Origin of the sequence: Mucilaginibacter agri, assembly GCF_009928685.1 — a bacterium.
Taxonomy (GTDB): domain Bacteria; phylum Bacteroidota; class Bacteroidia; order Sphingobacteriales; family Sphingobacteriaceae; genus Mucilaginibacter; species Mucilaginibacter agri.
In genome coordinates, this window is the sequence record NZ_WWEO01000030.1 from 24,151 (window position 1) to 38,039 (window position 13,889).

The 13,889-nt window shown below is 41.2% G+C and carries 9 protein-coding genes and 1 tRNA gene; 2 read left to right on the forward strand and 8 right to left on the reverse strand.

What is annotated here, in order from left to right:
- The first annotated feature begins 250 nt into the window (after positions 1-250).
- Positions 251-4,480, forward strand: coding sequence for an NACHT domain-containing protein (locus GSY63_RS00860; protein WP_166583927.1), 4,230 nt, complete (start codon positions 251-253; stop codon positions 4,478-4,480).
- Positions 4,481-4,835: 355 nt separating this feature from the next.
- A complete protein-coding gene (locus GSY63_RS00865) occupies positions 4,836-5,645 on the forward strand; it encodes a hypothetical protein (RefSeq protein WP_166583928.1) in 810 nt (269 codons plus the stop codon).
- Between the two features lie 10 nt (positions 5,646-5,655).
- On the opposite strand, the gene GSY63_RS00870 is transcribed toward GSY63_RS00865, so the two are convergent.
- The 8 genes from GSY63_RS00870 to GSY63_RS00905 form a co-directional block, all read right to left on the reverse strand.
- Entirely contained in the window at positions 5,656-8,433 is a 2,778-nt protein-coding gene (locus GSY63_RS00870; RefSeq protein WP_166583929.1) for a dsDNA nuclease domain-containing protein, read from the reverse strand.
- Between the two features lie 37 nt (positions 8,434-8,470).
- Positions 8,471-8,659, reverse strand: a complete 189-nt coding sequence (locus GSY63_RS00875; protein WP_166583930.1) for a hypothetical protein — start codon at positions 8,657-8,659, stop codon at positions 8,471-8,473.
- Positions 8,660-8,769: 110 nt separating this feature from the next.
- Positions 8,770-9,714 carry a hypothetical protein gene (locus GSY63_RS00880; protein WP_166583931.1) on the reverse strand — a complete coding sequence of 315 codons (945 nt, stop codon included), beginning with the start codon at positions 9,712-9,714 and terminating at the stop codon, positions 8,770-8,772.
- Positions 9,715-9,791: 77 nt separating this feature from the next.
- Positions 9,792-9,980 carry a hypothetical protein gene (locus GSY63_RS00885; RefSeq protein ID WP_166583932.1) on the reverse strand — a complete coding sequence of 63 codons (189 nt, stop codon included), beginning with the start codon at positions 9,978-9,980 and terminating at the stop codon, positions 9,792-9,794.
- A 527-nt stretch (positions 9,981-10,507) separates the two neighbouring features.
- On the reverse strand, positions 10,508-11,416 hold the full coding sequence (locus tag GSY63_RS00890; protein WP_166583933.1) for a hypothetical protein: 909 nt from the start codon (positions 11,414-11,416) through the stop codon (positions 10,508-10,510).
- 306 nt (positions 11,417-11,722) lie between these two features.
- Positions 11,723-12,262, reverse strand: coding sequence for an ORF6N domain-containing protein (locus GSY63_RS00895; protein WP_166583934.1), 540 nt, complete (start codon positions 12,260-12,262; stop codon positions 11,723-11,725).
- A gap of 69 nt (positions 12,263-12,331) precedes the next feature.
- Positions 12,332-13,555: a site-specific integrase gene (locus GSY63_RS00900; RefSeq protein ID WP_166583935.1), complete on the reverse strand. Its 1,224-nt coding sequence runs from the start codon at positions 13,553-13,555 to the stop codon at positions 12,332-12,334.
- A 248-nt stretch (positions 13,556-13,803) separates the two neighbouring features.
- Positions 13,804-13,877: transfer RNA gene (locus tag GSY63_RS00905), tRNA-Asp, on the reverse strand.
- Positions 13,878-13,889 lie beyond the last annotated feature (12 nt).

The following is a 13,889-nucleotide window of genomic DNA, read 5'->3' on the forward strand; positions in this document are numbered from 1 at the left end:
GTTACTCATTCGGCGTTGTAATATTTAGGATAGATAAACCCAATGGTGATGGGAGCAAGTTCAAGGCCAAAAAGGTCGGTAAAAGCCTAAGGTTAATTGCGTGCTTTGCAATAATAGTTTCCCGAAAATCGGGCCTTGGGCTAATAAAATTTCTTTGGGATTTTACTAAAATTAACGTAAACCTATTGGGCGTTCTGATTTTGACTTGCACATCCGTTTTAGGTACATTTGATAAATACCCTTTTCACTAATGCCCCCAAAAGCAATATTAATTGACCATTCAATGTCCGAGCTACCATTTTACCAGGTGCTTGACTGGCCTTCCTTTCAAACTTTTTGCAACGACGTTTTATTTAATCGTTATGGAATAACTGATGCAAGAGAATTTTTGGGACAAGGAAGCAAACAGGACGGTATTGATTTTTACGCCACCTCTGGGGCAAATGGGCCGATGGTCAGTGCGCAGTGTAAATTAGAAAATTACTTAAGCCCTCAAGAACTTATTGATCTGGTTGATTTATTTATTCAGGGTGATTTTGCTCAGCGCAGTAATGAATTTATCCTGTGCACAAATTTTGACCTGGGAAAGCATCGGCATAACGAAGCAAATTTGCAAAATGTTAGAGAAAAACTGTCGCAAATCAATGTTAGTTTCGTTGTTTGGGATTCAAAAGGATTGTCTACCGAGCTAAGAAATAATCCAGTACCGCACATAGTTAGCAGGTACTTCGGGACAGAGATTGCCAAAGCTTTTTACGGCGAAGTTTATCAGACTTGGTTTAGATCCGTTCAACAGGTTAAAAAGCCAGACTATTCATTTGATAATAATTATGTGGCCCGAAAACTTGTTACTTACCAAGACCATAGGCAGATGGAACATAATCCATCATATTTGTACCTCAATCACCGGCATCTGGATTTAACGGAATTGATAGCTATGAAAAGGGCGACTCAGTATCGCTTTGTAGTTCTTAGCACCGCTGGTTTTGGAAAGACGCTTGAGCTTGAGCATTTAGCCGCATTTTTCGCGCAGGAAGATCAATATTTATTCCCTATTAAAAGCTATCTAGTGGACTACGAAGGCCAAGCAATTACTGAATTACTAGATTTGCATCAGCCGAATTGGCGTCACCTCGAAGACGATATGATTTTACTAGTTTTAGATGGTCTTGACGAAATCAGAGAAGCATATTTCCAAACTTTCACCAATCACTTAAATCAGTTCGTTCTAGCTAGGCCAAAGGCGAAAATTGTTGTTTCAAGTCGCTTCAATTTTTATGATTTAGTTTCGAATCCTTTGCGTGGATTCGAAATTTTAATCCTTCAACCGTTCGGAGATAATGATGTGCGCGATTACTTGACTAAATATATTCCATCACTAGAGAACGCATTTCGTGCCAAGGTTAATAAATCAGGTTTTCAAGAATTTCTTAAAGCCCCATATTACCTTTCCAGATTAGTTAGATTTTTTGGGCGGCAACATGAATCGTTTCCGGTAACCAAAGCTAAACTATTTGAAAGAATATTATTTGAAAGGTTCGACGCTGATAATCGAAGAAAGGGTGATTTAATTTTGCGTACTGCCTTTTTTGACTTGACCAAACGTATTGCTTACGCAATGACTCGCCTTGGTAAATCCGTGATGAATACATCGGAGATGATTGAGTTGCTTGGAGGGACTGAACAAATGGCACTGCTTCAAAACTTCTTTTTGCTAAATAAGCATGATGCTGCGACAGACGCATGGTCGTTTGAGCACAAAAATATTCAGGAATATCTATGTGCAAAATTATTAGAATCGCTGTCGTCTTCGAAAATAAAAGAGCTGGTAACCTATACCTATGACAGAACCAGAGTTCAGCCGCGGTTCGTTAATACACTTTCATTTTTATTCATGGTCGCAGACCAGAATGGTGTTTTATTTACTGAATTATTGCAGTGGTTAATTTCGGAACAGCAAGAGTTGCTTGTGCGTTTCGAAAAAGACCGGATAGAACCGGAAGTTCGTTTAGAATTGTTTAAGCAAATACTTATCCAGTATCGGAAGCAAAATATAGCTTTGTATTCATCGTCGGCATTTTCATTAGAGGAACTTTTAGATTTTATCCAATTAGATCGAATGATGATCGACTATCTGGCGCAAGAAATGATGGCGGATCCCTCTGGTTGGTATGCATATAACGGTGCTGATCTCCTTGGAAAGATTCGCAAACCTTACATCTTTGCGAGTCAGTTAAAAGGCATATTTTTAAAATTACTTGAGGCACCCTTTGATGATCAAATTAAGGTAAATGTATTGCAGGCTTTGGCTGATCTGGAAATAGTGGATCAAGCACTATTTGAGGAAGTTATGCAACTGCCTTTGAATCTAGATTTTCATGAAATTCGGCGAAGTCTGATTCAGGTGCTACACGGTCAGAATTTTTTAGAGGATTATATTGAATTTCTAATTGCTTCCCTTTCATTTTTCGACAATCATGAAAGCCATTCACATTCATTTGGTTCGGCTCAGTTTATCAAAACAATTTTATTAGAAGTGGAGCGACCAGTTTCTATCCGCAAGTTAATTTCATTTGCGCTTAGCGACCATGACGCTGTTTCCTTCCATGATCGAAATGATGCCCGCTTCAATGCAAAAGAGTTTGAATCATTACTTGCAAAAGCTACTGCTCATTTTCCTAACGATGGGAAAATTATTGAACTGGTGTATCTGTTTTATAGCCGTGATTCACCAATAATTGTTCACTCCGAATGGTTTAATCCAATTCTGGAATTCTTTAGGAAGAATGGAGGGCTAGTAGAGCATTTTATGCGAGCGTATGTGGAAGATCCGGCCGGCAACCATTTGATGCCGTTGGCCGAAAAGAGCACCTGCGATTTCCTTTTAGAGGAGTTTCATCATGGTAAGATCACGCAGCTGCAAATGAGTATTTACAGAAATGTATTGAGCCATGTTGATCGGGAATTGTTCCAATATTTTTATTCTGGATTGATCCGCGAATTTGGAAATACATTTCTGATACCTGACATTGATTTTGATTATCAAGCTCATTGGGCTGGCTATTGGGAAAAAAATCAGGCAATGTTAATTGACCAATCGTTGTTTTTTTCAGAATTGAGAGATGTTTTTAAAGCTTTTGGGAAAGAGCAGATTACAAAAGCGGATTTTCGCGATTACGAAAATTATAAACTTAGGACATTTCGCGAATCGATTGTAATGAAGTTCATTCGTCGCCAATGCGACGATGTACCCCGAAATAGCGCGTATTTTCAAAGTTTGATAAGGAGGGCAAATGATTGGGCTTATTTCAAAATTTTTGAGATTTACGAGCTTTATGACCAGAGAAAAAAAACCGTTGCTACCTTTATTAGCCCGGCGCTTCTAGAGTTCGCCGAGAATTGGATACATGAGAAGATTTCAGAATATGATTTTATAAACGCTGTAAAGGATCATGCTGTCGGCAATTCGACTTTTGATCGTAACGTAGATTTTGTTTGCAGAATTTATCTGCGAATTAAGCCAAGATTGACTGATAGAGAGTTGTTAAAGATGTTACCCGCAGACTTTCACGGAGGTATTGGTTCGCAAAATATAGGACTTGCCGGAATGATAGCAGAGCAGGTAACAGATAAGAGCCAATTTCGAATTCAGGTTTTAGATTATTTGAAAAGGGGACTGGCTACTTTGGTTCAAAAAACGCTTTTTGGAATATGTAACCTGCTGCATTATGAAGAATGTTGTCCATTACTTTATCAATTTATTCGTGAAAATCAATTTCTGACAGGAATCGATCGTACTAATTTGTCCAATTATTATTTCAATCTGGGCGGGGATATTCTTGATTTTTCTGACATGCTCGTTTCACCCGGATATGAAGTGCCAACTAATGATATACCTTGGGAGTGGGGACTTTACGAAAAATTTAAACCGGTTCGACCGACTGAAGTTGCCGCTTTAATGCTACACGTCTTAGATGATGAAAAACGAGAAGCTTCACAGAAACTAACGGCAGCGCACCATTTGATAAGTCTCGGCAGGATCGAGGGTTTACAATTTTGGGCAGATCAGTCAATCGCATTGCATAAATCGCTATTTGAACATATCATTGACCCAATTATCCCGCATATTACGGATTTTGAACAGAAAAGCGCGATTGATTTATTAATTGCTGTGCTATCCGCCTTTATATTAACCGACGCAATAATCGAGAGACGGCAATTAAGTAAGGTAATGAGCGATTTTGTGATCAATCTCTTTGTAATTATGGTAAAGGATACCCCTGGCGCCTACGAGCATATTAACAAAGGAGTCAACGCTTTAATTCAATCAGTTAATGATGAAAAAGCATTATATTGGCTTAATCGTTATTGTGACGAAATTACGAGAGCTTTCCAGATAGCCAGCAATCCTGAGCCCCGAATAATGGATGTACGGACAGAGTTGTTTGAATTATTTCCTGTTAGCAGAGGCAATGGGTAGGATATTATATTCTAGCTAAATAACTAAGGGGCCTAAAGCCTCTTAGTTATCTTAAAGATCAAGACATTTCTATAAATTATCGCCGTATGGTGTTGCGATCCAAAAATTGAAAAAAACTGCATACTTTATTTAATCATAAACACAAACGCGGCGATGGTTCCTTCTTTCTATCGCTGATCTGACAACGATCGAGCAGTTTATGACTAGCATGTTGGTTTAAATTTCTTCGATCAAAAACTTATGCGGTCAAACGTTATATGCAGCAGGGTGATGCGTTTAAGCCGACGTTGTAGAAGGAGAGGCGGCTCTTGGTTGCGTAAGGCCGGGGACAGCTGACTATCCTTATCTTGTGGGGATGAAAAAACAAATCTTATCACCATTCGATCATGCCATCATGTCGCTGGCGCAGGAATTCGCGAAAATTCCGGATTACGAACAAAAGATGAAAGATCCCGATTTAAAAAAGCTTCATACCTTCGTAGCGGTGGGGATCATGAGCATCCACGATGCCAAGAGCCTGGTGGTAGGTAGTTTTGTTCCGGCAGCGAATAAGGTCATTGCAAATGCCAAGAATCAGTTCAACCGTTCCATCTTTAAGCAGGTATTAACCTCCCTCAATTACGATCTGGAGGCAACACGTCATGAAACCATTCGGTTGGGTTATGTTTTTGCGTTTCATAAATTTGAAGTCTTTATCAAGCAGTTGATGGAATTGATGGACGAGTTGGCGGATATACAGTTAATGCCGCTTAATAAATTCGCAAAGACGCGGTTTAATTTTGAACCTACGCAATGGTTTCGTAACCAGTCGGTTCATGTGGTCAACTTTATTTCCAACTGCACCAAGCACCAGGACGGCTTATGTAAACTGAGCAATCCGGCTTACGCTTTGCCTGCCGAATTCATTGGTCATTCGCCCGATGAAAAAATCGCACGGACCGTTCAGCAATTTAAAAGTGATATTGATGCGCTGATCGCGGCGGTGGTTCCGCTCATTAAGGCGCTCAATAGCGTGTTTTTATACCGCACTTTTGAACAGCTGTCCGAGCCTGAAAAGCCTATCGCAGGCGTACCATCGATGGACGAGGTTTGGGCTTCTGTTAAAAACCAGCAGGAATTGCTAATCAAACTGACAATCGGGCAATACGAAAACAACCCGGTTTAGCCTTTTGTAGTTACTTCCCTTGGCGAATAGTACCGGCTAAACTATCCGTTAGCGGGTAATCATAACGGCTTGGAACCTGACCAAAGTGCTGGCGGGCGGACCGGTCGAAATTCGACTGCTCAAAGGCTTTAAAAAAAGCCCGCTGATAGGTAGTCGATGATAGCGCTTTTTCTCCCATTTGCTGTTTTTTATAAAGCGTTTGAAAAAGCACGCTGATTTCTTCCTTTGATTTCGAGCTTAGTTGCGTTACTAAATATTGTACACTGGTCCCTAAATGCCAATATAGCTTCCGCGCCTTTTCGGGTTTATGCTCATCCCGATGAGGAATTGCGATGATCCATTGCTCGCCGTCCCGCCTGATCGGTTTTGGTTCGCCGGGTGTCTCAATCACTTTAATATTTATCCGCGATACAGGCAACTGAAGATCCGCGCCGGAAAGCCCGATCTCACAAAGTATAACCTGCAGTATAGCTGTAAACTCTTCCGCCAGTGCGGTCATCACATACGTGTTTCCGAAAAGGATGTACCAGCTCACGCCCAACATTTTAAAACGAATGACCCTTTCTTTGCCGACGTCATTGAATGGCGTATCGACGACTCTCGGTGCGATCAACGCTTGCAAATTTTCACGTTCGGCAATATGCGCTTTAATTGGCTCCACCAAATGGCCCATGTCTTCACGGTAATAACCGCCTAACTGGGTTTTGTAAAAATCGATCAGGTGTAATAACTCCGGAAAAACCCTTTGGCTGACTTCAACCATGAGCGCCAAATCGAGAAAGTTTTTGTTGACCATCTCCTCATCGCCAGGATCACCGGTCTTAACTTCATTGTGATGGTTCATATAAGGGATATAGTCGCTCATGGCACTTATCCAGGCACCCTGAAGAAAATCGGCGTGAAAAACCAAGCCATAACTGTCGGCTATTTTGGCAAGCGCTTTTTCGTCGCCGGTATGCACGGAAGACCAAACGCCGCACAAAGCATAGTATTTCCCAGCAAAGTTTGCCCCCAGAGCGTTATAGACCTGTGCCATATTTAATAGCGCAAGTATATAGGCATCCATGGTTTCATCCATCCGGTAAAGTTTCCCGGCCTGATGGAAATTGTCGATTGCCCGTAGAAAATTGCGGGCACCGCCTTTTTTTAAACTTACTGCGCCGGTGCTGATAAACTCTTGTGCCTGTTTATGACGAATATCGGCCTGAGGTGCAAAAGAAGATATCTCCCGCCGGAAAGCGGCTATTTCGTCGCTGCTGTCTTCATGTTTTTCTCTAAGCATAGTATACAAATCGCCGATTTGTTTCAGCATATCGCTCAAACGCGTGACCGTATAAGTGTCAGCGTCGGGCAGCAGCGGGATCATGATGCGATAGATACCCATCGCCTCTTTTACTTTTTCGCTTTTATACTCATTGCCTCGCAGTTGCATGCAGGCAGTGCCTTTTAGTTCCAGCAGCAAACAGTGTTCGTTGATATCGCGCGGATGTATTAAGCGGCTTTCAATTTCCGCGGTGATATCATGGCTCCATTTCTCGATTGCCGTTGCTTCGGCAAAGCCGGGACTGCGTTGGCTTTCAGCGGTAACGATTTGGAGGAAGGAAATATCCTCTTCGATATCCGCTAACTCGTAGCGTTCCCCTAAATTTTCAAAATATTGTGTTACCAATGGCGCATCGGCTACCAACGTCGGATCGGGTTGACCCGATACACGGCTGGCCTGCATTTTTAAGAACAAATATTCATAGATGGCTTTTCGCCGGAAGGGCATTGGATTATCTGCAAGCTGGATAAAATGCTGCATGACGTTTAGCCACAAGGGTACATGGCTGGAGGCTGCAAGGTCCCAGCGGCAATATCGGATCGCGGCGATCGCTTCTAGGTATTGGCCGACGTTAAATGACGCCGGAGCCGGATTTACTGCCCATTTATCGTAGATGTGGGCATACCATTTGTCCTGTTCATCGCCTTGATGCAGCACTAGGTAATCAAGCAGACCGTTGTCCAAAAGGCGGCGTTCGGGATTTGGGTCGATCGTACGATTGACGATTTCCCAGTGTAGCGTAGCAACGTAACTGGACACACGCGCGGAGTTGACCGGCAGCGGTAATTGTTCGATCAATTGTTCGATCTCAGCAGTCAAGCGCGGTATGGCTTCGTTTTGGGGAACCACCTCAAATTGCCAGCTAATCGCCTGCACAAATTTTTCCCAAAAATCTTCCGGCAATTGCTCGTAAAGTTTTTTTGCTTTTAAAAATGCGCCTTCAACATCTTTCGCTTTTTCTTTCACATACCCCTGCGCTATGTACGGATCCATGATTTCTTTCACCCGAATGATGCATTTTGCCAATAAGTCAGTATTTAGTTCACCCTGATGAGCTGCCCAGTCGCGCAAAAGATCGGCATCATTCCCGCGCGTTTCTTTGGCAATATTGGCGTTAGTCTCAAATATGAAGGTCGCCTCGTCGAACAAGTACTCGCCTTTGGTAAAAAGCATAAAGAAATTGGCCAAGCTTTTGGTGACCTCCTCGGTGGAGAAGGAAAAATTGGAAGAATACAGTTTGATTTGGCGGAACCTAGTGGTTGCGGCGGCGAAGTCTCTTTGGACAATATCGTCGTCCGTATCGCAGTAAATAACCTCGTCTTTACCACTGATCCGGTTTTCCAGCCAGGTTTTGAGCGTTTTTATTTTTTGGTAATGATAACCCTGCTCTGTTGCTGTCGCATCAGTTTCTTTACTGAACAGGTATAATCGATTGGTGCTCACTTTGCAAATATCAGCATTCATTTAATGCCGCAAAAGGCCGGAATTACCGGCCCGCATATTATTCCAAAAATACTCTGCACCAACCATTGCCCTGGTTGTAAACGTGGTCAATCGTTTTGAAACAATACCCGCCGGTTAATGCCTGGATAACCATTTCGCGGCCAATGAATAAATCCGGGCTTGCCGGCGCATAAAAAGAAACCACCATAGCCGGCGCTTCCTTAACGTAAATGATTTTTTTACTCATTTAATTTGAGTTTAAAAGTTAACGATTTTAAAAGGAAACGATTTAGCGCGAACGCGCTTTTTACGATGTGAAAGCCAAATATAGCGATAATTTTTGACACCTGCAAATCGTTACACGTCCTCCCCCCGCTCCAGGGCAAAACCTGCGGCGATCTCGTTGTGGTATTGCCAGTTGGTGAATAATGGGTAAGGGTTCGGCAGGCAAAGCAATTCGAATTGACCGTTGAGGAAAGCTTCGCTTACGAACCAAGAAGAAAAAATCCTGCCGCCCACCATGTCGGGGTGGCCGCTGATCATTAACCGCCGCTGACCCTTGCTGTATAAAGTACCCGAAACAAATTTGCTGGCCACATCAAAAGATAAGGTGTAGGATGATAACAGTTCAGACTGGAAGAAGGGAAAATGGTCCAGGTCGGTATACGCGCTGAGTTTGTCCGGGCGGTTTTGTGTTTTCTTATAATATTCTCCGTGGTTAATGCCCTGATAGATGGGTACCTTTTCGAATTCGGGGGCGTGATCGGCATCTTTCCTCACCAGATAGCGCCACCAGGCTTTGATGGCGGCCATGGTGATCTTGTCGGCGTGTTTCTGATAGTGTTGTAATGACTCCGGTTTGATCAGGTCGGTTGCTGCTATTTCAAAGGGATCAACCCAATCGTAGGACTCAAAATAGGTAGCGGAGATCGCTTGCTGGATTTCAGCAGGGTTATGTTCATAATTGTCTCGTAAGCAGTTGGGAAAGGCTCCTTGCACCGACTGGATCAATAGGGCCAGTTCACGCGTCGGCTCAACCGCACTGTTAACGTAAGAGGCTAGCCCGGCATCGATCTTAACAAGGTCATCCGGGTAAGCCGCCATTTTTTTCTTTAGGCGATCGCGGTAATATCTTAGCCTGGATGGTACAAAAAACTCCAGCGAATCGATTTCGCCAAACATGACATCGGTTGTCAACGGGCCGGATTCGGGGTTGCGCAAAAACTCGCGCTCATAGCCCCCTCCGTATTGTTCTTTATGACTTAATTTTTGTTGGTAGCGGTCATCTTTATTCTTTTTCATAAGATAAAATATAGTTCACAAGTTTTGAAGTCAACCCTATTTAATTTTTAACTATACAACTATCTAAAAAATGCTTGTCATTTTTCTTTTAACAGTTTAACCAAATCAATCAGCTTTGTAAAAACTTCCGTTTCTTGATTCTCTAACTTTTGCACTTCAATCATTTGTGTAGTTTCATCTTTTTTAAGAACATTACTTGTTTTTGCACTTAAATATTTTGCCTTCAAAATTTCTAACAGATCCTTGTTAGATTGGTGCTTTTCCATTAAAGCAAACGTATCTTATTCTTCCTGTCTGTTTCTTTTCGCTAATTCATAATAGCGGTATTCTTCTAAAACAATTCGATATTGCTTCAGGAAAAAGATTGCGATGAACTCGATAAAAAAAAGGGAGCCAAATCGCGGTAAATAGCGCCAACAGTTCTTGGCCAATGTTCACTGGTGCGACTTTAGTAGAATCCATGGTCACAGCTCCCGAGTTATAAAAAATAAATACTCCAGAAAATGCAATAATACAACCGATCATTAAAATAGATACCTGACCGGCTGAATAGTTTTTCGGCTATCCTAGCGCTCTCATGAATATTTTTGAGACGAAAGTCTTCGGTTTGCTGGTTAGCCTTTGTAGCCTCCTTAGTCGGTTTCATTTAAGAGTCGGATCATCAAAGAATCAAAGCAATTACCACTTGCAGCTAACTTAATAAATGATTTGAAAATAATCATCGTGGGATGGCTCTGGATCTGGTTTATCATCGAAATAACCCAATATACATCGTCTAAATTCAGCATTAGTTCTATTTAGTCTGCCTTAGGCCCTGCATGGCCTTTTTTACATCGTTTAGCTGGTATTTCTCTTCGTTAATTTTTCTTATCACGTAGTTTAGTAATATATCTATATTTTCTGCCTTATCTATGCACTGTTCGTCAGTAAATTCGTGTATACCGCCCGAAAGCTGTTCGTACAATAGCCTGATAGGGTTATCGCCAAGTTCTTTGAGGGAAACAGGCAAATGCTGATTAATGACATCTATCAGCTTTGACATCTGGAAATCCATCTTAAAATTCTCATAGGCGCGCCTTACAAATTCGGCACCATCAAAATCAAGTTCTGCGATATCCTGTATGATCCTTTTAATTTCATTTTCAATAACCCTCCGTAAATAAGCGTACGCGCCAATACCGTAGCTTATAGACAGGCAAATAAGGGCTTTTTTATAATTAGACTGGTCTTCATTATTCAAATACTTTTTGAGTGTTGGGTTAAGGCCAATTTCATAGGATGGGAACTGACCAATTTTCTGGATAGTTATGGTCATTCCTTCCTTACGCTTTTCCCATTCTTTATCAGATGTGCTCCTCAGCAAAAAATCAATTTTGGCCTTGCACGATTGACAAACGCCCAGTACGTGTACTTTAATATCCAGTTTCCGGGTTTTAGCATCAAAAGAATATGGAAGCTCGTCACTATTACTCGTGATTATTTGAGAAAGGCGCGGATGTGCGCTTTCAACCAGGTCTGTCTTAAAAGTCTGTACCTCATGTTCTTCGGGACAAAAGAATTTGAAAGATTTATCCTTAAAGCCAAACGCATCAACAAAGGCTGTGTTGTCAAATTCTTTTAGATTTTCTACAGCTTTAATTTTATAGTATAATGGTTTATTGGTCAAAAAATCTGCAAATACCTGATTTGATATTTTATTCATTCGTTTATTCTGGTTTAGGAGCTAACATTAATTAATATGCTAAACTACTAAATATCTATAGCGCAACCTAACCTGATACCCCACAACTGACCATAGACATAATATTAGATTGCATTTAGTATCATAATTGATTAGTCGGTTTAAGTTTATAGAATGTACTATTAAATAATTAAGGGGATAAAGCCTCTTAGTTAATTTAAAGATCAAGACATTTCTATAAATTTCATTAAGGTGTTAAAAAAATTAAAACGCGTGCAATCAAATAGATACTTTTGGTGTATCGTCCACTCATTTAATTATCGCTGATCACCATTCATCTGGTTTATAACCAATTCTATTACGCGGTTGCGTGCTTTCCCTTTTGTCAACGAGTTCGTCAAGATATCTAAATATGATTTCCATGTTCTTGTCCTGATTTTCGATCTTCGATTTGATCTGTTCAATTTCCAACCGGAGTTCTGTGTTGTCATAAAGCATTTCTCTGAGCCTAGTGAAAATTATCATGATTTGGATATTCACTTTAATTGCCCTGTCGCTTTTTAGAATACTCGATAGCATTGCAACGCCTTGTTCGGTAAAAACATTGGGTGCCTGACGCCGTCCTCCCCAACTTGCTCTTCCATTTTGGAATAGCAAGTTCTTGAATTCGTCATCGGTCAAACGAAACATAAATATTTCCGGGAATCGTTTGCTATTTCTGGCTACAGCTTTGTTTAAATTACCTGTCGTTACTTGGTAAAGTTCAGCAAGATCTTCATCAAGCATTACCTTTTGATCTCTTATATAATAGATCTTATTCATGACCACCTCGTCAGGTACAATCAGATCGGAATTAATATTGTTCATAGTGAATTAATAAATGGTGTACTTTAAAAGTCGTGCGGCGAATGGGATCGCTGCATGACTCATTTTGGGTTAAGCGTTTAATTGTAATTTGTCTTTTAATAAATTCATATCCTCACTAATTTTTAAATCAACAATTTTCGCATAGTGTTGCGTTTGTTTTAAGGATTTATGGCCAAGCATCTTTGACACCGTTTCAATGGGTACGCCATTACTCAAGGTTACTGTGGTCGCGAAAGTATGACGTGCGATATGAAATGTCAGGTTCTTGTTAATCCTGCAACCATCAGCAATTTCCTTCAGGTAAGAGTTCATCTTCTGGTTAGTTAGTACAGGCAGCACTAAACCTTTGATGCAGCACTTAGGATCATCCTCGTATTTAGCCATGATTTGCAATGCGGGCGGCAACAAGGGGAGGCGAGTGGCTGACTCTGTTTTTTGCCTAGTCGATATGATCCATTGTCCACCGTCGATACCGGTGGCGATATCAATGCGCCTAAGCTTACAAACATCTATATAGGCTAAACCTGTGTAGCAGCTAAAGAGGAATATATCACGAACGTGGTTTAGTCTGTCGGTTTCAAAAACCTTGTTAGCTATAGTACAAAGCTCTTCCTTAGACAAGGCAACTCTAATGACTTCTTTACGACTGGTCTTAAAACCAGCAAATGGATCTTTTAGTATCCAACCTTTCTTAATGCATTCCAGAACGATCTTCTTGAAATTACCCAAATATTTCATAGTGGCGTTATGTCCACATTTTCTAACGCTTTTTAGCCAGAATGCAAACTGCGAAACGAACTCATAATCGAGATCCTTTACTGCAACATCATCGGTTTGATACTTCCATTTTATGAAAGCTGCTGTGTGGTCATAAGCTGTCTTATAGCGCATTAAAGTAGATGGCGCAAACTCTTGACCCACCAATGCTTTCATTTGCTCGTTATGATTCTTAAAAGCGGCGAGTATCAGCCGCTGTTCATCACCCTGGCCGGTAAGCTCCCGTTTGATGCTGTCAGCGGTCAAAATTTTATCGGCATCTAACAAGGCTTTCTTTGCTTGAAAGACCTTATTATACATCACGTCGAGATAACTGTTTAGTGTCTTGGTGTCTTCTTTGGTGCCTGTAGCACGACCTGCAGATGCGTTCCATCGCTGGCAGTCCCATTGTCTTTTGACGGCGAGATCCCTTGAAACGCCATCAACGGTAATGCGCAGATAAACGTAGCGCAGGTTTCCTTTTTCATTTTTGGGCCTCTTCAGAAAGAAGAACAACCCGAAGCTTTTTTCTAACATAACGAACATTAAAGGGTTAAACAAATGTCGAAATGCAACCTATCTGAATCAAGATGTTTAACTAATAAACATGTTGATTGTTAATTATTTACGTAGATTTTAGCGCGTCATTTTGTCAATATATAAGACGTCATCAATGACGTTTATAAATTTTGCTAATTATGGTTCGCTTTGGCGGGCCGTAAAAACAAAAAAGCCTCTAAATCATATGATTTAAAGGCTTTTGAACATTCTAAAAATGTATTTTGCGGAATGGACGGGACTCGAACCCGCGACCCCATGCGTGACAGGCATGTATTCTAACCAGCTGAACTACCACTCCTCCCGTTTGGGA

Bases quoted from the DNA above. Each gene is read 5' to 3' on its own strand.
- GSY63_RS00860 (WP_166583927.1), top strand. From the start codon at position 251: ATGCCCCCAAAAGCAATATTAATTGACCATTCAATGTCCGAGCTACCA.
- GSY63_RS00865 (WP_166583928.1), top strand. From the start codon at position 4,836: ATGAAAAAACAAATCTTATCACCATTCGATCATGCCATCATGTCGCTG.
- GSY63_RS00870 (WP_166583929.1), bottom strand. From the start codon at position 8,433: ATGAATGCTGATATTTGCAAAGTGAGCACCAATCGATTATACCTGTTC.
- GSY63_RS00875 (WP_166583930.1), bottom strand. From the start codon at position 8,659: ATGAGTAAAAAAATCATTTACGTTAAGGAAGCGCCGGCTATGGTGGTT.
- GSY63_RS00880 (WP_166583931.1), bottom strand. From the start codon at position 9,714: ATGAAAAAGAATAAAGATGACCGCTACCAACAAAAATTAAGTCATAAA.
- GSY63_RS00885 (WP_166583932.1), bottom strand. From the start codon at position 9,980: ATGGAAAAGCACCAATCTAACAAGGATCTGTTAGAAATTTTGAAGGCA.
- GSY63_RS00890 (WP_166583933.1), bottom strand. From the start codon at position 11,416: ATGAATAAAATATCAAATCAGGTATTTGCAGATTTTTTGACCAATAAA.
- GSY63_RS00895 (WP_166583934.1), bottom strand. From the start codon at position 12,262: ATGAACAATATTAATTCCGATCTGATTGTACCTGACGAGGTGGTCATG.
- GSY63_RS00900 (WP_166583935.1), bottom strand. From the start codon at position 13,555: ATGTTAGAAAAAAGCTTCGGGTTGTTCTTCTTTCTGAAGAGGCCCAAA.